Annotated in this window: 22 protein-coding genes; 15 read left to right on the top strand and 7 right to left on the bottom strand. The window is 61.3% G+C overall.

What is annotated here, in order from left to right; genetic code table 11:
* Positions 1-57: 57 nt before the first annotated feature.
* The 6 genes from AB7849_RS15225 (at position 58) to AB7849_RS15200 (ending at position 2,322) form a co-directional block, all read left to right on the top strand.
* The gene (locus tag AB7849_RS15225; protein ID WP_369501271.1) at positions 58-342 is read left to right on the top strand and encodes a hypothetical protein; all 285 of its coding nucleotides are present in this window, start codon (positions 58-60) and stop codon (positions 340-342) included.
* Positions 335-526, top strand: a complete 192-nt coding sequence (locus tag AB7849_RS15220; protein WP_369501270.1) for a hypothetical protein — start codon at positions 335-337, stop codon at positions 524-526. Before AB7849_RS15225 ends, AB7849_RS15220 begins: the two co-directional genes overlap by 8 nt.
* A 188-nt stretch (positions 527-714) precedes the next feature.
* Positions 715-1,263: a hypothetical protein gene (locus AB7849_RS15215; protein WP_369501269.1), complete on the top strand. Its 549-nt coding sequence runs from the start codon at positions 715-717 to the stop codon at positions 1,261-1,263.
* Positions 1,264-1,273: 10 nt separating this feature from the next.
* The gene (locus AB7849_RS15210) at positions 1,274-1,474 is read left to right on the top strand and encodes a hypothetical protein (protein WP_369501268.1); all 201 of its coding nucleotides are present in this window, start codon (positions 1,274-1,276) and stop codon (positions 1,472-1,474) included.
* Positions 1,475-1,595: 121 nt separating this feature from the next.
* Entirely contained in the window at positions 1,596-1,736 is a 141-nt protein-coding gene (locus AB7849_RS15205; protein WP_369501267.1) for a hypothetical protein, read from the top strand.
* 439 nt (positions 1,737-2,175) lie between these two features.
* Positions 2,176-2,322 carry a hypothetical protein gene (locus tag AB7849_RS15200; RefSeq protein WP_369501266.1) on the top strand — a complete coding sequence of 49 codons (147 nt, stop codon included), beginning with the start codon at positions 2,176-2,178 and terminating at the stop codon, positions 2,320-2,322.
* A gap of 54 nt (positions 2,323-2,376) precedes the next feature.
* Here the strand turns inward: AB7849_RS15200 and AB7849_RS15195 are convergent, their stop codons facing one another.
* From AB7849_RS15195 to AB7849_RS15170, 6 genes are all read right to left on the bottom strand, one after another.
* Positions 2,377-2,763: a hypothetical protein gene (locus tag AB7849_RS15195; RefSeq protein WP_369501265.1), complete on the bottom strand. Its 387-nt coding sequence runs from the start codon at positions 2,761-2,763 to the stop codon at positions 2,377-2,379.
* Positions 2,764-2,920: 157 nt separating this feature from the next.
* Complete coding sequence (locus AB7849_RS15190; RefSeq protein WP_369501264.1) at positions 2,921-3,433, bottom strand: hypothetical protein; 513 nt, start codon at positions 3,431-3,433, stop codon at positions 2,921-2,923.
* A gap of 164 nt (positions 3,434-3,597) precedes the next feature.
* Positions 3,598-4,224, bottom strand: coding sequence for an antitoxin of toxin-antitoxin stability system (locus AB7849_RS15185; RefSeq protein WP_369501263.1), 627 nt, complete (start codon positions 4,222-4,224; stop codon positions 3,598-3,600).
* A 507-nt stretch (positions 4,225-4,731) separates the two neighbouring features.
* Positions 4,732-4,911, bottom strand: coding sequence for a hypothetical protein (locus AB7849_RS15180; protein WP_369501262.1), 180 nt, complete (start codon positions 4,909-4,911; stop codon positions 4,732-4,734).
* A 162-nt stretch (positions 4,912-5,073) separates the two neighbouring features.
* Positions 5,074-5,541 (bottom strand): hypothetical protein, encoded by a 468-nt coding sequence (locus AB7849_RS15175; RefSeq protein WP_369501260.1) that lies wholly within the window; start codon positions 5,539-5,541, stop codon positions 5,074-5,076.
* A 93-nt stretch (positions 5,542-5,634) separates the two neighbouring features.
* Positions 5,635-5,916, bottom strand: a complete 282-nt coding sequence (locus AB7849_RS15170; RefSeq protein ID WP_369501259.1) for a hypothetical protein — start codon at positions 5,914-5,916, stop codon at positions 5,635-5,637.
* Between the two features lie 194 nt (positions 5,917-6,110).
* On the opposite strand from AB7849_RS15170, the gene AB7849_RS15165 reads away from it, so the two are divergent.
* The 8 genes from AB7849_RS15165 (at position 6,111) to AB7849_RS15130 (ending at position 16,013) form a co-directional block, all read left to right on the top strand.
* Complete coding sequence (locus tag AB7849_RS15165; RefSeq protein ID WP_369501258.1) at positions 6,111-11,045, top strand: hypothetical protein; 4,935 nt, start codon at positions 6,111-6,113, stop codon at positions 11,043-11,045.
* Positions 11,046-11,342: 297 nt separating this feature from the next.
* On the top strand, positions 11,343-11,981 hold the full coding sequence (locus tag AB7849_RS15160; protein ID WP_369501257.1) for a hypothetical protein: 639 nt from the start codon (positions 11,343-11,345) through the stop codon (positions 11,979-11,981).
* Positions 11,982-12,318: 337 nt separating this feature from the next.
* Positions 12,319-12,780 (top strand): hypothetical protein, encoded by a 462-nt coding sequence (locus AB7849_RS15155; protein WP_369501256.1) that lies wholly within the window; start codon positions 12,319-12,321, stop codon positions 12,778-12,780.
* 146 nt (positions 12,781-12,926) lie between these two features.
* Complete coding sequence (locus tag AB7849_RS15150; RefSeq protein WP_369501255.1) at positions 12,927-13,217, top strand: nucleotidyltransferase family protein; 291 nt, start codon at positions 12,927-12,929, stop codon at positions 13,215-13,217.
* The gene (locus AB7849_RS15145; protein WP_369501254.1) at positions 13,214-13,603 is read left to right on the top strand and encodes a HepT-like ribonuclease domain-containing protein; all 390 of its coding nucleotides are present in this window, start codon (positions 13,214-13,216) and stop codon (positions 13,601-13,603) included. Before AB7849_RS15150 ends, AB7849_RS15145 begins: the two co-directional genes overlap by 4 nt.
* A 96-nt stretch (positions 13,604-13,699) precedes the next feature.
* Positions 13,700-14,293: a hypothetical protein gene (locus tag AB7849_RS15140; protein WP_369501253.1), complete on the top strand. Its 594-nt coding sequence runs from the start codon at positions 13,700-13,702 to the stop codon at positions 14,291-14,293.
* A 77-nt stretch (positions 14,294-14,370) separates the two neighbouring features.
* The gene (locus tag AB7849_RS15135) at positions 14,371-14,604 is read left to right on the top strand and encodes a hypothetical protein (RefSeq protein ID WP_369501252.1); all 234 of its coding nucleotides are present in this window, start codon (positions 14,371-14,373) and stop codon (positions 14,602-14,604) included.
* Between the two features lie 5 nt (positions 14,605-14,609).
* Positions 14,610-16,013: an ISL3 family transposase gene (locus tag AB7849_RS15130; RefSeq protein ID WP_369501251.1), complete on the top strand. Its 1,404-nt coding sequence runs from the start codon at positions 14,610-14,612 to the stop codon at positions 16,011-16,013.
* 95 nt (positions 16,014-16,108) lie between these two features.
* Here AB7849_RS15130 and AB7849_RS15125 read toward each other — a convergent pair whose 3' ends face one another.
* Complete coding sequence (locus AB7849_RS15125; protein WP_369501250.1) at positions 16,109-16,483, bottom strand: single-stranded DNA-binding protein; 375 nt, start codon at positions 16,481-16,483, stop codon at positions 16,109-16,111.
* A 203-nt stretch (positions 16,484-16,686) separates the two neighbouring features.
* Between AB7849_RS15125 and AB7849_RS15120 the strand changes: the two genes are divergently transcribed.
* Complete coding sequence (locus tag AB7849_RS15120) at positions 16,687-17,058, top strand: single-stranded DNA-binding protein (RefSeq protein WP_369501249.1); 372 nt, start codon at positions 16,687-16,689, stop codon at positions 17,056-17,058.
* Positions 17,059-17,118 lie beyond the last annotated feature (60 nt).

Here is a 17,118-nt window from a genome sequence, read left to right as displayed (position 1 = left end):
TGCGCTCAGCAGGGAAGGGAAGTGCGGTGCTTCCCATGTACGGATGAGAGGAGTTCCATGTCGTTCAAGACTGCATTTCAAAAGACCATCGGGCCGATGGTGGAGCTGATCGCTCACGTGATTGTGTTCGTGCTGGGCGGGCTGGCGATTCTGGGCATCGAATGGCTGGTCGAGTTGCTGATCGGCTGGGTGCGTCCGTTTGCCCCCAGCGTGTTGCTGGTTTACGCGCTGGAAGGGTTCGGGGATATCCTCCTCTTGACGGACGTGGTATTGTTCATGTACCTGCTTTGGGTCTCCGTTGTACGTGCGGTCAAGGAGATCAAGGAGAACAGCAATGGCTAAAACCCTGACCATCATCAAGCAGCGGTTCGTCAAGGGGCTCCGCGAAGCCCCCTACGAGTTCGTCGCGCCTCTCTTGGTCGCCGCCCGCGGCGGCCGTGCCGTCGCCCGGAAAGTCACCAAAAGCCTCGACGATGCAATGACCGAGGCCCGTGCAAAAGCTGACCGGCCCGTCGCGCACAAGTAAGCTCCCCAAGCGGAAGCGAAGATAGAGAACACGAAGACCCCGGCACGAAAGTGCCGGGGTCTTTCATTGCGCATCGACTATGCCGCGACCACGGCTCTTGCACACGCTCGCGCAACAAGAATGGGTGGAGCCAAAAGGCACTCCTCCTTGAAGGGCAGTGCTGTACTGCTCACGTGCAGGAGAGCTTGATGGATACGCTTGGGTTGGAACAATCGCTTCGGAGCTACATCGAGGGGCGAGTGGAATCAGGGGACATTGCCGCCGAGGATCTCGGCAGGCTGATGGCCAGGTATGGTCTGATGGCGCCGCAGGCGTTCGTCGACGAGATGGTGGAGCGCGGTGCCGTGATAGACGGCGCGCTGCGAGCGGCGTTCTGTCCGGTGCAGTTCGCCGAGTTCGTGGCATCGCACGCGCATGGCGATCCGACGCCCGAGGGGTACAAGCTGGGCATGGAACTCTACGCCGCCGGCGACGACTACGACGTCATCGGTGCCGAAGTGGCCACGCGTGGACTGACCACGAAGCCGGAGGGCACAACTGAACGGTTCCTCGTGTTCGTGCAGAACGCTAGTGGCAGGGGGGCGACCTTCGTGACGTCGATTGCCTGCGACACGGAGGAAGAAGCGGAGCAAGCGGCTATGAGGGAGTGTGCCGAAGAATGGGGGTGTGCGATCGAGGAGCTGACCCTTCTCGGCATGCTGCGTGGCGACGCTGATGTCGCAACCTGGAACGGGTAAGGAGAGCGTGATGAGGATGCGTAAATTCGCGGTCTGCTGGACAGATCCCAAGGCGCTCTCGTGCCGAACTGGCTACACCATCCTGAAGACGCACAACACACTGTCGGCGGCGCGACAGCATTACCAGCGCACCACCGGCGACGGCTGTTTCGTCGCAGAGCGGCAAGGGGATCGGTACGTGCGGGTGAACCAGGCGCCGGCTGAGGACTGAGGCAGACACGCACGCGCAACGGGCGTGGATCGGGTTCCGATCACTCTTTCGCATGAAGCCCATCCTGTGATGGGTACCGAGAGAGGTTCGGAAAATGGAAGGTCACTACACGGAGCCCCGCGTGCTCCGCTCGGCCGCCGGCTACTACATCGGCACGATGTGGGTGGAGGACGGATTCGAGGAGCCAGGCTCGCGATTGTCCGGCTACTTCCCGGACAAGGAAGCCGCCGAACAAGCCCTGCCGCCTTACCTGCTCAACTGAGCCAGCATGCATAGTGAAGCCCCGACCAACTGGTCGGGGCTTTGTCGTATGGGCTACGGGTTGAGCGCGGATCTACGCGGGCTGCGGGGCCTGGCCAGGCGACTGGCGATCGCGGACGCGAGGGCGGTGACTTGTGCGTCCCGCCTGGTGCCGGGCCAGAGGATCGAGGCCACCTGGCGTGCCGATAGGTTGTGGTAGCCGCGGCTGGTGAGTGTGCGCACAGCTTCGTCGATCGACAGAGCGGGTTGCCCCATGTATGAACTTCCTTGGGTCGCCATGCCGGTATAGAGTCGATTCGACAAGTATAACGTATACACCTATTGCAGTTGTATGGCGGCATGAATAAAGGGGGGTACAATGCAGCCACAAGGTGCCTTCTTCATGATCCACCCGCGGCGTGGCCGCAGGAGTGGTGACGATGAACTGCAGGAGAGGCGAGATGCTCGATCAAAGTGTGCTGGATCTGATGGACGAGCTGGGTGACCAGGCGGACGAGGTGATCGGCATGGCCTTTGCCGCGGCGGAGGTGGAAATGACACTCCGCCTCGTGAGAATGGAAGCGGAACAAGGGTTCCGCGCCGACTGAGGCATAAAGGAACCCCGACCTGCTTGCGCACGTCGGGGTTTTTGCATGGACGCCTTAGTGAGGCATCTTGGCTGCGGCCTTCTTGGCCCAGGTCATCATGGCGGCACGCCCAACCGCGCGAGCCGCACGCCACCACGCCTGTTTCGCGTTCACGGTGCCTATGATGCGAGCGCGATCAATGCGCACGACAGCAACGGTGCCGCCAATGCCGTCGAACTGCGTGGGCTTATCCAGTCCTGTTGCCGCCCATTCCTCTGCCGTTGCGCGGTCAGGCCCAACAACAAGCTGCCCCTCCAGAGGATGGGTGGGCAGATGTTGTGAGGTGCCCACAACAACCAGGGCAACTTTTCCTACGATCGCCACAACCAACCCGGGATGGGTGGCCAGGCCGCGCCCGTCTCCGCAGGGGAGGGGGCCGAAAACGATGCTTCCAGTTTCCATCTTCCACTCCGCCGTAGGCTGACCACCAGCCTTTGTTCGGAGGCGGAACCCGAGACGACGAAAGCGCGTTGCGTGCTGTCACCAGAAGGAAAACCCCGGCCAGCTTGCGCTGGTCGGGGTTGGTGGGTGTATGCCGCGGCGCGGCTGGTGGTATGTCCTAGAAGTGCTGCTCGGCGAAGATGGTGCATGCGTTGTCTGCATGCTCGATCTGGACATTGGCAGCATCCAGGTACTCGAAATCGACCATCTCCAAGGTCAGTCCGGGCGGGCAGATGTGGTAGTTGGTGTAAGAGCCGGCGAATTGGGCATCGTAGGCTTCAAAGCCGGGCTCATCGTGTTCGTACTCTCCACCGCCGCTCACGATTGCGGTGGCCAGATCACCAAGACGGGGCTTGTAGGCTCGGAGCTTGAATGCAACGTCTTGGAGTCGGAGATGGTCGGTACTGCAGCTCAGACCATCCAGGCGGCGCTGCAGAGCTGCGCGTTCGGCATCGTCCAGGCCCGGTGCCGCGAGAGCGATCCGAAGGACGGTTTCATAGTAGGCATGGCCCCTCGCTATGCGTTCGAGGCGCTGCGCGAAGCTATTGTGGTTCGCGATGGCGATATTGGCCAGGCGTTCCTGTTCGATCGACTGCACACGGTCATTGTGGTTTGTGGCTTGGGCGTTCATTGGTTTCTGCATCCCATGACGGCAGACGTGCCGACTTCGCCGGAAAGGAGTCCGCCGGCGACGCATCGGAACGTTGCACCGCAGTGGCATGGTGCAAAAGTGAAACCCCGGCCAGCTTGCGCTGGTCGGGGTTGGTGCAGTGAAGGTGAGCCCGTGTGCTGGCGTCAGCGATGAATCCGCCCGGACTCATCGAACTCCCAGTCGTTGGACTCGCACATCTCGGCGACGGTCTCCTCGCTGGTCTGGTGCTCGTACTCTGAGCGCAGCTGCTCATACAGCCAGCTTGCAAGGCGATCCAGCTGGTCGCTGATTTCCCGCTCGGTGTTCCTGTCGATCGAACGGTATTGGTCGTCGGCGTGCTCGACGTCGACAAGCAGGCAGCAGCGGGAATCCCGGCAGTTAGCGGACAGCTTGTAGAACCAGCGGGCCTGTACGGCCTGCAGAGCGTCCACGATGGCATGGAGCCGGGTGTCCTGTGGGGCATGTTGCCGGATTGCCTTGGATGCGCCCTTGCGGTAGGTGTAAGTGCCCTCGAAGCTCGCGCCATCGCCCTGCGAGTAGGCGAGCTGCCAGTAAACACACGGCTCGGGACGCGTGCTGCCGTTCATGAGCTTCACGTTGCGCGTGCGGAGATCGATGCCGATCAGCTCGCACACCTGGCGAAAGTCTTCGATGGTGAAGTCAGCGAAGTCGTCGAGACCTTCCCTGTACCAGTCACACACCCGGGCCTTCGCCTTGCTGCTGAGTTCCTCGAAGGGGTAGACAGTTTTCTCGATGGTCAGAGTACGCATGTTCAACTCCATGGTGCCGGCAGACGTGCCGGCTTCGTGGAGAGGTGGCGTTGCGTCACGAGCGATCGTGTTGCGCTGGATTGGTGGCGGGCAAAAGGAAAGCCCCGGCCGTCTGGTCGGGGCTTAGGACATGGGGTTACCGGGGTCGCCAGAGGCGCCTCCGCAGTAACGGCACAGGGCCGATCGAATCGTCCGGGGCAAATGCCCATCAGGAGCGATAGATGCGGTTGTCTCTGCCAGGGTGACCGCCTTGCGGTGGCCACCTTCGTCGACACACAGCTCGCTCAGTCGCGATGCTGGTGGTGGGCGCCGAGCGCCGGGAGGGGTGCGCGAATCGCAGCAGCACCTTCGTGAGGTAGGTGGAAGCGGCCCTGCCGCGCGGTTGTTGCGCGCTGGTGTCACCTTTCTTGCTGAAAAAGGAAAACCCCCGATCGAATGATCGGGGGTTTCGGCATTGGATTCCGAAGAATCCGTGAGTGAGCAGTGCTCACTCCGATGCGATGAGCCTTACCGCTTGCGCGGCGAGGCGTTCTTGCGAGCAGGCTGTTGGGCCGGCTCGAAATCCTCCTTGATGGAGGACGCGAAAGCGCTGGAGAACCCAGCAAGAGCACCTGCGGTGCCCAAGAACGTTGCTTTCAGGAGGGCGAAGCCCACATTGACGAAGGCTTTCGAGATCCGATAGAACATGGCGTTCTCCACACAGTGTCAGCACCACGCTGACTTCGTGGAAGAAGTGCGTGCCGCGCCACATTCGGCTGTTGCGCGGCTTTCTCAGGTGAGCATGGCAAAAGAAAACCCAGCCTCCTTGATGGAAGCTGGGTTCGGTATGTCGGCCCCGATGCGGAGGCGTCAGAGGTCGTTGAAAACCTCGATGAGGTCGTCGAGGTCTTTGCGCGAGATCACCGTGCCGATCTTGTTGGTGATTTCCTCGTGTCGGGGATCGTCGTCGTCGTCCAGGATATCGATGACTTCCTGGAAGATGTCTTCCGAGGACAGCGGCCCTTCGATCTGCACCGGCAAGGTCACCGACTCGCTTCCCCGCTTGATGGTGACTTGTGTGCCATCGGAGCTGACTTGGATATTCATGCGTTCCAGCAGGAACTCCTTGTCGTCATCCGGCATATCGTCATCGAGCGACGGACAGTAGTGGTACTGCAGGCCGTTGAACCTGCGATCGCGGGTGAGGGAATCGGTGTAGTCGTTCCACGATTCGTCCAGGGCGGGCTGGTCGTTGTCGCCGTAGGTGGCAATGACGCCGGGCTTGATTGCGCTACTCCAGTCGGAGAATGCGTCGGCAAAGCTCGTGAGCTTGGGCATGATGGTTTCCTGTTGCCGGCTGCTGGCCGGCTACGTGCAGAACGGGATCGGCCTGGAATGTTACCCAAGCCGACGTGATTTGTAGATCGGTCGTCAGCTCGTGACGGCGTGCACGGTGAGGTTCGACACGCGGCCGGCCTCGGGGTGCTCGTTGATCCACCCGGCAACGGCCTTGATGGCATCGTCCGCGCTCGGAACCAGTCCGAAGCCATCGGGGATGGGCTCCATCGTGTAGCCACGGTTGGAGCGCCAGGTGCCGCGGCGCAGGTGCACCGGATTCGGCTGATTCTCCACACGGAAGGTCACGTCGCCATGCGCGACGTGCTTTTCCTGCACTTCTTTGAACCGCCCGACGAAAAACTGAGGTTTGCTCATGGTAGTGCTCCCAGCAATGGACGGCGCCGGCCGTCCTTCATGCGAGGAGCGCGACCAAGGAGGAGCCAGGCTCGTTGCGCGCTCGTGCCGGGCGTCAGGCCGCTGCTGGCACGGGAGCGCAACGCCATTGACCCTACGGAAAGAGCGCCTCTCCACGAAGGCTTGCCCATTGGCAGCTAATCGTGGAGATATTCATGGCACACCGTGTACGTGCGGCAGAGGCGCCGCTGCAGTTCGAGCTGTTTTCGATGACCACGCCGGTAGTGCCGGCGGAGATCATCGAGCTGCCGCAGGCGCCCCTGGCGCGTGCGGTGATCGAAGTCGTGGCACCTTCCAGGCATGGGTTGGAAAGGGCTGTGTGGCCGCGTCTCGCAGTCTCGGTTCCGAGTGGCGAGGTCGCGAAATTCGATGCCAACGTGAAGGCCATCGAATTGTTGAAGGCGCTTCAGGCGGAAGGTCGCAATCCTTCCCTTGATGAGCGTGCGGTACTCAACGCCTACTCGGGCTGGGGATCGCTCGGTCAGAAGTTCGCCAGCCAGGACAAAGACTGGGTGCGGCGCATCGAGAAGCTGGATGCGCTGTTGAACGACGGCGAACGGGAGAGCGTGCGAAACAGCGTGAACAACGCTCACTACACGCCTAGCGAAGTGATCGATGTCATGTGGGAGTTGCTGCGTCACGTGGGCTTCAAGGGTGGTCGCATCATTGAGCCATCGGCAGGCACGGGGTTCTTCATCGGCGGCATGCCGGAGGAGATCGCCAAGGAGTCTGCAATCACCGCCATCGAGATCGATTCGGTTTCGGCGGGCATCACGGACAAGCTTTACGGCGAGTTCGGTGTGCAGGTGCATGCTTGTGGCTTCGAGGCGGCCCCACTGGTCGACGGGTTCTACGACCTTGCGATCAGCAACGTGCCTTTCGGTGACTATCGGGTCGTGGAGTCCAAAGCCAAAACGTACTCGCGCTTCTCGATCCACAATTACTTCTTCGCGAAAGCGCTGGAAGTGGTGCGTCCGGGCGGCCTGGTGGCTTTCGTCACCAGCGCGTACACCATGGATGCGGTCAACACGACGGTGCGGCAGTACCTGGCCAGGAAGGCAAGGTTGGTCGGTGCGTTCCGCCTTCCCAGCTCTACATTCGGCCAGGTGGCCGGTACGGAGGTGGTTACCGACGTCATTGTGCTGCAGCGCCTTGGGCAGGGCATCGAGCCCAACCCGCAAGGATGGATGGAGACAGAGCGGCTTGAAGGCCCGGCCGTGGGTTACACGGCGCAGGGTTTTCGGTGCAACTCCTGGTTCGCCAAGTACCCAGAGAAGGTGATTGGTACGTTCGGCACGACAAGTGGCATGCGGGGAACGCGGCAACTTACCGTGAACTTCGCGGGTGACTTGAGGGCCGCGATCCGCAAGCAGGCGGAAGCGTTCCCTTCGGACATCTACAAGGCCCGCACCGCATCCGGCGAGCTGCATAGCTACAACAGCAAGCCGACGATGATGGTGTCGCCGGATCTGGCAGTGCCTCTTGGCAGCTACCTCACCAAGGAAGGTGCGCTATGGGTGCGCACGTCGGCGACTGCGGCGTGCAAGATCGAGGTTTCCGGCAGGAAGCTGGAGCGCATCATTGGTCTGATTGGAGTGCGTGATGTAGCAAGGGAGCTGGTTGCAGCTCAGGTGCAGGAGGATGTGCCCGAGGCAGCTCTGATACGTATGCGAGGCAAGCTCAACGATGCCTATGACGCATTCGTTCGGCAGTTCGGCCCGATCAGCGACAAGGCAAACGTCCAGGCGTTCGCGGATGACCCGTCCATGCCGCTTCTGCGTTCACTGGAAGTGGTTGACCACAAGACGGGCGTGGTCGAGAAGGCGGCGCTGTTCTCGCGACGCACGGCGGGCGGTCTGCCGCCGGCGGGCAAGTGCGAGTCGCTGGCAGATGCAGTGGCTGTGGTGAGCAATCGCTACGGTGGTCTGAATCTGGAAGCGATCGGCGAGCTGGTTGGAAAGGATGCACATGGTGCGCGGGAGGCGTTGCTTGCGGAAGGGTTGGCGTTTGATGACCCGGAAACAGGGAGCCTCGTGACGAAGGATCGTTACCTTTCGGGCAATGTGCGAATGAAGCTGTTGGCGGCCGAGGCCGCCGGTCAGGAATACGCAGCGAATGTGGCTGCGCTCCAGGCTGTGCTTCCGGTGGATCTGGTTCCCAGTGAAATCGGCGCAACCCTTGGATCGCCATGGATTCCCCTGGCGGACTACGAGGCATGGATACAGGAGTGCCTGGGGGAGAGCCAAGCAAAGGTAATCCGCTCTGCCAATTCGGGGAGCTTCGAGGTAACGATAAACCGGTATGTCCGTGCCCGGCCATCGGGTGTGGGTGCTCTGAAATACGGCACAAAGCGGATCGACGCCTTCACCCTTGTGGAGCAGGCGATGAATCAGCAGGCGCCGACGATCAGGGACAAGACGGACGATGGAAAGTACGTCACCAACACCGAGGCAACCATCGAGGCGCGTGAGCGGCAGGAAGCCTTGAAGGCAGCGTTCCTTGAATGGTTGTGGCAGGACAGGGATCGTGCGGATCGCCTGGTGCGCATCTACAACGATACCTTCAACTGCCACGTGACGTGGGAGCCGGATGGATCGCACCTGACGCTGCCAGGGTATTCGTACTGGCATAAGCCCAGCGCGCATCAATTGAATGGCATCTGGCGGATCGTTGCAGGGGAACGCAACACGTTGCTTGGGCATGTTGTTGGGGCCGGCAAGACACTGACCATGGTCTGTGCAGGCATGGAGCTTCGTCGACTGGGAAAGGCCCGCAAGCCGATGTATGTGGTGCCAAACCACATGCTGGAGCAGTTCGGTACCGAGTTCCTTTGTTCGTATCCGAGCGCAAACATCCTCGTGGCCGGGAAGGCTGATTTCCAGGGTGATAAGCGCAGGACATTGATGTCGCGGATTGCGACGGGGGACTGGGATGCGGTGATTGTGACGCACGCGATGTTCGAGCGGATCAAGCTCGCGCCGGAGTTCATCGAAGACTACATCGAGGCAAAGATCGCCGAGATCGTCGCGGAGATGGTGGGCTCGGAGCGCGAGGGACTGGTCTACAAGGATCTCGTGAAGGCGAAGAAGCAATGGGAAGCGCGATTGAACAGGTTGGCCGAGGGCAAGAAGAAGGACGACGTGCTGACGTTCGATCAACTTGGGGTTGATCGCTTGTTCGTCGATGAGGCGAACCTGTTCAAAAATCTGTTCAGGGTCACGAAGATGACGCGTGTGGCAGGGCTGCCGAATAGCAATGCGGAACGCGCCTTCGACATGCTCCTCAAGGTTCGCAACATCGAGGAGCTGCATGGATGCGACAACGGCGTCGTGTTCGCCACAGGTACACCGGTGGCGAACAGCATGGCCGAAATGTGGGTCATGCAGCATTACCTGCAGCCGCGGGCGCTGGAAGAAACGGGCGTCGCCTTCTTTGATGCGTGGGCCAGCAATTTCGGCCAGGTGGTTACATCGATCGAGTTGGCACCGGATGGCTCGCGGTATCGGACGAACCAGCGCTTTGCGCGCTTCGTGAATCTGCCTGAGTTGTTGGGCATGTTTGGCGAAGTGGCAGACGTGAAGACGGCGGCGATGTTGAAGCTGCCGGTTCCGAGTTCCGAGCTAATCGCGGTGGTTGCCCAAGCCAGCCCAGCGCTCAAGGAGTACGTAGAGAGCCTGGTCAAGCGTTCCGACAAGATCCACGAAGGAAGGGTGAAGCCGCAGGAGGACAACATGCTGTTGGTGACCAACGATGGCCGCAAGGCTGCGTTGGACATGCGGCTGGTCTCGGCGAAGTACCGCGACTTCACAGGAAGCAAGGTGAACCTGTGTGTCGAGCGAGTCCACGAGGTATGGGTGGACTCGGCGAAGGATCGCGGAACGCAGCTGGTGTTTTGCGACCTTTCCACGCCGAAGGGAAAAGGCTTCAATGTCTACGACGACATCAAGGCCAAGCTCGTTAAGCGTGGAGTACCGGCTGCCGAAATCGCGTTCATTCACGACTATGAAACCGATGCTGCCAAGGAGCGACTGTACGAGTCGGTGCGACAGGGTGTTGTCCGGGTATTGCTGGGCAGCACGTCGAAGCTTGGCCTGGGAACCAACGTTCAGACCAGGCTGGTGGCACTGCATCATCTCGACGCCCCGTGGCGCCCAGCAGATGTTGAGCAACGCGACGGCCGTATAGTTCGACGTGGCAACACCAACGCCGGCGTGCGGATCTTCCGCTATGTCACAGAGGGTAGTTTCGATGCCTATATGTGGCAGACGCTGGAGACGAAGGCGAAGTTCATCGCCCAGGTGATGAGCGGCGACCGGGCCATGCGTTCGGCGGAAGATCTGGAGCTGAACGCGTTGTCCTATGCCGAGGTGAAAGCCTTGGCGTCGGGCAATCCGCTGGTGCTGGAAAAGGCGGGCGTGGATGCAGAAGTGGCGAAGTTGACCATCCTGCGAACCCAGCACGAGCGAAGGCTTGCTGGTGTCCGTAGAGAGGTGGCATCGCTTCCGAACGCCATCGATGAGAATCGACGGTTGGCGGAGCTGTATCGGTCGGAGGCGGCAGCAGCGCAGGATGCGATGCGGTTGCCTTTGTTGTTGGCCGATGGGCGGTCACTGACGACCCGCGAAGCGAAGGCTGAGGCTTTGGCCGTGGCCAGGGCTGACGTCGAAACGAAGGCCGTGCATTACGCGCTCGGTCACTCGGCCGAGGTGGGTGCATGGGGCGCCTTCGGCGTCAGCATGGTCAGCCGATCCACTGGCGAGGGTGTTGCAGTCGTCCTGAAGCTGGCGGGCAAGATGACGGTGAAGCGGGATATCCCCCGAACCGGCGGATACATCCTTGCCGCCATGGAAGGAATGGGCGCGGACTTCGAGGAGGCTGCTCGAAACTACGCCGGCTATGTCGTCGAAGACGAAGCGCGTTTGGCTGGTCTGCGCACGCAGTTGGATGCTCCCTTCGAGGGGGCCGCAAAGTTGGACGCTCTGCTGCAACAGCAGGCGGCGGTCAACAAGGCGCTTGGCATCTTCGAGTCCGCCGCAGGTGGACTCGGCGACGACCAGGATCAGGACGAGGCTCAGCCCTTGGCTGCATGATGAAACCGACCCCGCCAGCGTAATGCTGGCGGGGTTCTTTTTGTATTGACCGAGCCAAAAGCATGCGTTACCGTTATACGCACGTAAGGACGCAATTCATTCACTCCCCTGGTGAACTGCATCCTTGCCAGGCTTGATCGTCCCGCCGTGAGGCGTCGCGCTGAAGCTGACCCCCAAACGCCCGGCTGAAAAGCTGGGCGTTTTCTTATATCCACGACGGACGCGCAACGCGCTCCGAGCAGCTGCGGATCACTTCTTACCGAATCCGGCCGTCCGGCTGGAACGTAGGAGACAGATATGGCAAGTGCAGTTTTGGGTGAGCGCGAGAGCGACACGAAGAACGAGTTGCCCTACCGCTGGCGTCCGTCTCGTTGCACCGAGACGCAGAAGGTGCTGAACGGCAGTGGCAAGGAGCTGGGCGAGATCTACTTCGGCACCAGTAAGCAAGAAGGATCGTGGGAGGCCATTGCCTACTGCGGCCGTTCGGCAAAGCACAGCTGGTATATCGGCTTTCGCTCGAAGGATCGGCTGGACGAGAAGATGGCAAGCTTCGCCGCCAATCTCCAGCAGCACGAGGAGCGTAAGACAGCCCGTGCGGCCGAGCGAAAGAAGCCGCATTCGCTCGTGGTCGGCGACGTGCTCAAGGCTTCATGGGGCTACGATCAGACTAACGTCGACTACTACCAAGTGACTCGGGTAACCGCGCGTTGCGTGTGGGTTCGTGCAATTGCGGCGGAGAGTAGTAGCACGGGTTCGATGCAAGGCGACTGTGTGCCGCGGCCTGACGTGTTCCTGAAGAATAGCAAGGAAACTCGCCACGTTGTCAACGGGGATTACGTCAAGATCGACAGCGTGCGCTCGGCTTCGCGTGTGCCCTTTCGCGAGGTGGGTGGCGTCAAGGTCTATCCGGTCGCCCACTGGACGAGCTGGGCCTGATGGTGGCCCGGGGAAAGGTGGTTCCTGTGACGATGGCGACGCGATGGCGCGATGCCAGGGGGCGTGAATGGCAGATCGTTGAAAAGCTGCCCTTCGGGCGTAACAGCTGCACCACCACGGATCGTCGTTACCAGGGTGACTGGACGCACAGGGAGATCCGCGAAGCCCTCGCAAGCAGATCTGCGGCAGATGGTGATTCCACCGCAAGGTGATGTACTCAACCCCGGCGCTCTAGCGCCGGGGTTTTCTGTTGCCGGCAAAGGCGCGCAACAAGCCGCGCATAGGCCGCGGGCTTCTCCACGACGAACCCGGCACGGTGCCGGGAATGGAGAGTGGCATGCGTTTCAATTTCGATCTGCAGAAAGTGCTTCCGATGATGGAGCACGCCAAGGCGACGAAGCCAGCAGCGATAGTCAATGACCTGTTCGACGCCAGGCTGCTCAAGCCTGGATGTTCGTTCGGTGCCGCTGGCTATGCGAAGGCGGAGGACGTGGACACGACGAAGATCCCGGCGCGCCTCGTGCTGGTCAACGATGCCGGCGTGTACCTGATGTGCTCGACGGAGCCGGAGCTTCTGGATGCCGAGGGGCGCTGCAATGTCGTCTACGCGAAGGGCTACACGGCGGAGGAGGGTGGTGCGGACGGTGACGACTTCGCTGAGACAATCGAGGTCGACGCGATCGAGCGCATGGTGGAAGGATTCAAGGACGCTCGCAAACAGCCTGGTATGCCGGCCTCGATGCCTACTCTGCTCGCCGTCGAACTCACTGCGAACCTGATGGAGGTCATCGTCGCCTGATATGAAAAGCAGGGTATCCGGATTTGAGTGTGTTTCCGGCACCTGAGCCGGCCCGCGTCACGTCACTGTAAAACCGGATTATCGTGTTGCTTCCTTTTGCGCGTTGATCTACAGTGAACCCGGATTTCGTTGTGGGAGAAGATCGGATGAAGCCCTCGGAAGCCTTGGCCTCGAACCGAGCCGCGATCCGGCAGGTGGTCGAGTCGCACCGTGGCCGCAACGCGCGGGTGTTCGGCTCCGTGCTACGCGGCCAGGACACCGACAGCAGCGACCTCGACCTCCTGATCGACCCGACACCCGATACGACGCTGTTTGACATCAGCGCCATTCGCATCGAGCTGCGCAAGTTGCTCGGCGTGCCGGTGGATGTGCTGACGCCCAATGGGTTGCCGGACAAGTTCCGGGCTGCCGTGCTCGCGGAGGCCAGTCCCGTATGAGTCGCGATCCGCAGCGATTGCCCGACTATCTGGAGCACATCCTTGAAGCCATCGAACGCATCCACTCCTACGTGGACGATGTTGACGAAGTAGGCTTCTTGGCCAGCAGTCTTCTTCAGGACGCCGTGATCCGCAACCTGGAAGTGATCGGCGAAGCTGCTCGCAACATCGAACGCGTCCACCCGGATTTTGCAGCCGCCCACCCTGAGCTTCCATTGGCGCTGGCCAACGACATGCGCAACGCCCTGGCGCACGGCTATTTCAAGGTGAATCTGGAGATCGTCTGGAAGACGATCCAGAGCGATCTTCCGGGCTTGCACGCGCAGGTTCAGGACGCGCTAGCCAACCTTCGTAGCGAACCCGACGTTGGAGGAATGGAACCATGAATAGACTCGTCCCTCGCTTGCGCTGGGCCAAATCTGGAGCGGTAAGTCTTTACTCGCCAATGCCTTCAAAAGTGCAGGAATTCCTGCGTCGCAAGTATGAGTAAGGTTCGAAAACTGCTCCCCAAGCTGGCCTTGAACCAAGGCTTTGTCGACGAATTCATGGCGCACCCTGAGGCATGTTGCGCAGTCGGTGTGATCGAGGAGCGAAGGCGCGTCCTGCCCTTGCTTGCCATTCGCCCTCAATGCTCACTGCCACTGGCCGTCACGGAACACGGTTTCACGTTTGGGCATTCCGTGCTCGGCACCTCCACCTACGAGGTGGTGCACTTCGCCTTCACCTTCCGGAACGTCGGCAACTTCAACGTCCTGCTCAACCCAAGCGATCCCATCGTGCGTGATGTATTGGCACGCATGGTGGGCTTGGGGTCGGTTTTCGTTCTAGCCATCGATCCGAGCAACGCCGTCACCGCGTTCCTTGCCGACGTGGGCGAGGCAAACCTTGCAGGGTTGATCGACCATCAGCCACGTCTCGCGAACTCAGCAACGACCGAGGCGCAATACGACAATGCACTGGCTCAGTTCCGCATGCGCCCCGAGCCTCCTGGTGTGATGCTCGAATGGGTCTGCCGGGGCGACCTTGGCTACCTGGATCTCTCAGAACCGCGCCTTGAGATGTCGCCGGTGCCCTAGAAGGCGATCACTGAAGAAGGACTGGAACCATGACCGACTTCCGGCGCTGCCACCGCGATTTCTTGTAGGCACTGAACATGAACTTCGATTGCTCGCAGCGTGACGACATTGCCTTTCAAGCAGCTGCTTGTCGCAGCCCTCGACAACTTCCGCAAGTCAGCGTGCAAGGGTTGCTTCCATCGCCTGCTGGCTTCGCGTTCGTGCTGACCCTGACCTACGCGCAAGCGCTGGCGATGCGCGAGGCATTGGAAGGTGCGATTGATCTCATAGAAGACGAGGCTGCTGAGGCGGGCCGCTCGGCACAGCACTGACGCCGATGCCCACGAACATCCTGAACCTCCCCGCCTTCACCGTGCGGCGGGTCGAGGAAGCCGGGCACGACTACCACGTCTACGCTGAAGTCTCGAACGCGCCCAGCACCTGCACGGCGTGCGGCGCGGATCGCCTCACTGGCCACGGCCGCAACGAGCAGGTCATCCGCGACCTGCCGACGCACGGCAAGCGCTTGGCGATCTACGTGGACACGCGCCGGTGGCGGTGCCAGTCCTGCGGCAAGACCTTCATGGAGACGCTGCCCGCCGTCAACGCCAAGCGCGAAATGACCGACCGGCTCGTCCGCTGGATCGGTCAGCAGAGCTTGAAGCGCACCTTCGCCGGCATCGCCGACGAAACCGGCCTGGACGAGAAGACCATCCGGAACATCTTCCGCGACTACATCAACGAGCTGGAGGCGCGGTTCCGCTTCGAGACACCGAAGTGGATGGGGATAGACGAAATCCACATCATCAACAAGCCGCGCTGCGTGGTGTCGAACATCCAGAACAACACCATTGTGGACATGCTCCACAACCGCAACAAGGACACGGTGTCGAAGTACCTGACCCGGATGCCGAACCGGGACAAGGTGCAGTACGTGGCGATGGACATGTGGCTGCCCTACCGCGACGCGGTGCAGGCGGTGCTGCCCGACGCCACCATCGTGATCGATAAGTTCCACGTCGTCCGGATGGCCAACGATGCGATGGAGCGCGCCCGCAAAGGGCTGCGGGCCGCGCTGACCCTGAAGCAGCGGCGCGGGCTGATGCACGACCGTTTCGTCATGCTCAAGCGCAAGCGCGACCTGAGCGACGAAGAACGCCTCAACCTCGACGGCTGGACGAAGAACTACCCGGCATTGGGCGAGGCGTACCGGCTCAAGGAGGACTTCTTCGAGGTCTACGAGGCCAAGTCGCCCGAGGACGCCGCGCGGCGCTTCGAGGCGTGGCGTGACGGCATTCCGGCCGAGATCCGCCCCTACTATGCCGACCTGATCCGGGCCTTCCAGAACTGGCACCACTTCATCCTCAACTACTTCGAGCACCCGGTGACCAATGCCTACACGGAGAGCCTAAACAGCTTGATCCGGGTGATGAACCGCCTGGGCCGCGGTTACAGCTTCGAGGCGCTGCGCGCGAAGATCCTGTTCACCGAAGGCGCGCACAAGCACACGTTGAGCCGGCCGAAGTTCGAGCGCCGACGCGAGCCTGTGCAGAAGGTCGCGGAACCGACCATGATTGGGTACGCCTTGGTGGATGGTGTGATGCCGTTTGGAAAGGCGATTCCCTTTCCACGCAGGGGTGTCCCTGGGGACGCTCGCCCACAGGAACCGCCCGGCCCGCCGAAGAACTACGGAGCCGACATTGCCACACTGATCGAGCTACTGGAGTCCGGGCGGCTGTGAAGCTTCAAACACAGCCAAATCCGGATACTCGAAAAGCAAAGCCCGCACCTTTGGTGCGGGCTTTCTTGTAAAGCGCCTGGTGATGCAGTCGTTCGCTAGAGCGGCCGGTCTCCATCTCCGCCGGCATCGCCGCCTTCGGCCGGCTTATCGTCCTCGCGCTTGCCGCCGAGGAGTTCGATCTTGATGATGTGGCCCTGCAGCTGCCACGTCTCCTTGCCATCCTTGGTGTAGCTTTCGAGACGCGGATCGGCGATCACCGCCTCGACCAGGGTGCCCTTCTTCAGGTACTCCATCAGGTTCTCGGCACGCGTGCCGTTGAGGGTCGCGCCGATCCATTGCGGGACGCGTTCGCCCTTGCTGCTGTCGTAGGTGTCGTAGGCAAGCGACAGGCTCGCGAACTTGCCGTTCTGGCCTTCGACCATGCGGGCGTCGCGGCCGAGGCGGAAGGAGCCGAAAAGGGAGGCACTCATGGGTTGGATTGTCCTTGGCTTGACCGGGGGAGTCCGGCATCCCATTGTGCCAGCGAAACACGGTAACGGTACATAGGGGGCACGGTAACGTGTCGTTACCGTGGAACGTGCGTACTACGACGGCGCAACAACGGTGCCTGTGCGGTGGCCGCACTCTCCCACGAACCCCGCCATTTCGGCCTGGGGATATGTGGAGCAAGACAATGAACAAGGTCAATCTCGTGGGCAACCTGGGCGCCGACGTCGAAGTGCGCTACACCGAAGGTGGTTCGGCGATCGCCACGATGCGCCTGGCCACGGCGAACCGCCCCGTCAAGGGCGAGAAGCAGCCGCCGACCTGGCACACCGTGAAGGCGTTCGGCAAGGCCGCCGAGGTGCTGGCCGAGCACGGCAAGAAGGGCAAGAGCCTCGCGATCACCGGCCGCATCAACAACGGCTCCTACGACAAGGACGGCGAGACCCGCTACTTCTCCGAAGTCGTCTGCGACGAGTTCGAGTTCCTGGGCGGCAGCGGCAAGCCGGCCGAAGGCGGCGAGGATCTGCCGAGCGGTCAAAGTGAACGCGATCCCTTCTAAATCAAGGGGTTAGCACGATTCGTCGTGCATGCAAAAAAGGGTGAGCCATTGGCTCACCCT

This window comes from Rhodanobacter sp. FW021-MT20, from assembly GCF_041107475.1.
GTDB lineage: Bacteria > Pseudomonadota > Gammaproteobacteria > Xanthomonadales > Rhodanobacteraceae > Rhodanobacter_A > Rhodanobacter_A glycinis.
The sequence above is the reverse complement of the archived record's forward strand: the minus strand, read 5'-3'. Positions and strand labels throughout refer to the sequence as shown.

Excerpts from the sequence above, each read along its gene's own strand:
- AB7849_RS15150 (WP_369501255.1), top strand. The coding sequence starts at position 12,927 with ATGAAGCCCTCGGAAGCCTTGGCCTCGAACCGAGCCGCGATCCGGCAG.
- AB7849_RS15200 (WP_369501266.1), top strand. The coding sequence starts at position 2,176 with ATGCTCGATCAAAGTGTGCTGGATCTGATGGACGAGCTGGGTGACCAG.
- AB7849_RS15175 (WP_369501260.1), bottom strand. The coding sequence starts at position 5,541 with ATGCCCAAGCTCACGAGCTTTGCCGACGCATTCTCCGACTGGAGTAGC.
- AB7849_RS15210 (WP_369501268.1), top strand. The coding sequence starts at position 1,274 with ATGAGGATGCGTAAATTCGCGGTCTGCTGGACAGATCCCAAGGCGCTC.
- AB7849_RS15155 (WP_369501256.1), top strand. The coding sequence starts at position 12,319 with ATGCGTTTCAATTTCGATCTGCAGAAAGTGCTTCCGATGATGGAGCAC.
- AB7849_RS15165 (WP_369501258.1), top strand. The coding sequence starts at position 6,111 with ATGGCACACCGTGTACGTGCGGCAGAGGCGCCGCTGCAGTTCGAGCTG.
- AB7849_RS15145 (WP_369501254.1), top strand. The coding sequence starts at position 13,214 with ATGAGTCGCGATCCGCAGCGATTGCCCGACTATCTGGAGCACATCCTT.
- AB7849_RS15170 (WP_369501259.1), bottom strand. The coding sequence starts at position 5,916 with ATGAGCAAACCTCAGTTTTTCGTCGGGCGGTTCAAAGAAGTGCAGGAA.
- AB7849_RS15130 (WP_369501251.1), top strand. The coding sequence starts at position 14,610 with ATGCCCACGAACATCCTGAACCTCCCCGCCTTCACCGTGCGGCGGGTC.
- AB7849_RS15220 (WP_369501270.1), top strand. The coding sequence starts at position 335 with ATGGCTAAAACCCTGACCATCATCAAGCAGCGGTTCGTCAAGGGGCTC.
- AB7849_RS15135 (WP_369501252.1), top strand. The coding sequence starts at position 14,371 with ATGAACTTCGATTGCTCGCAGCGTGACGACATTGCCTTTCAAGCAGCT.
- AB7849_RS15185 (WP_369501263.1), bottom strand. The coding sequence starts at position 4,224 with ATGCGTACTCTGACCATCGAGAAAACTGTCTACCCCTTCGAGGAACTC.
- AB7849_RS15190 (WP_369501264.1), bottom strand. The coding sequence starts at position 3,433 with ATGAACGCCCAAGCCACAAACCACAATGACCGTGTGCAGTCGATCGAA.
- AB7849_RS15120 (WP_369501249.1), top strand. The coding sequence starts at position 16,687 with ATGAACAAGGTCAATCTCGTGGGCAACCTGGGCGCCGACGTCGAAGTG.
- AB7849_RS15215 (WP_369501269.1), top strand. The coding sequence starts at position 715 with ATGGATACGCTTGGGTTGGAACAATCGCTTCGGAGCTACATCGAGGGG.
- AB7849_RS15225 (WP_369501271.1), top strand. The coding sequence starts at position 58 with ATGTCGTTCAAGACTGCATTTCAAAAGACCATCGGGCCGATGGTGGAG.
- AB7849_RS15140 (WP_369501253.1), top strand. The coding sequence starts at position 13,700 with ATGAGTAAGGTTCGAAAACTGCTCCCCAAGCTGGCCTTGAACCAAGGC.
- AB7849_RS15125 (WP_369501250.1), bottom strand. The coding sequence starts at position 16,483 with ATGAGTGCCTCCCTTTTCGGCTCCTTCCGCCTCGGCCGCGACGCCCGC.
- AB7849_RS15160 (WP_369501257.1), top strand. The coding sequence starts at position 11,343 with ATGGCAAGTGCAGTTTTGGGTGAGCGCGAGAGCGACACGAAGAACGAG.
- AB7849_RS15180 (WP_369501262.1), bottom strand. The coding sequence starts at position 4,911 with ATGTTCTATCGGATCTCGAAAGCCTTCGTCAATGTGGGCTTCGCCCTC.
- AB7849_RS15195 (WP_369501265.1), bottom strand. The coding sequence starts at position 2,763 with ATGGAAACTGGAAGCATCGTTTTCGGCCCCCTCCCCTGCGGAGACGGG.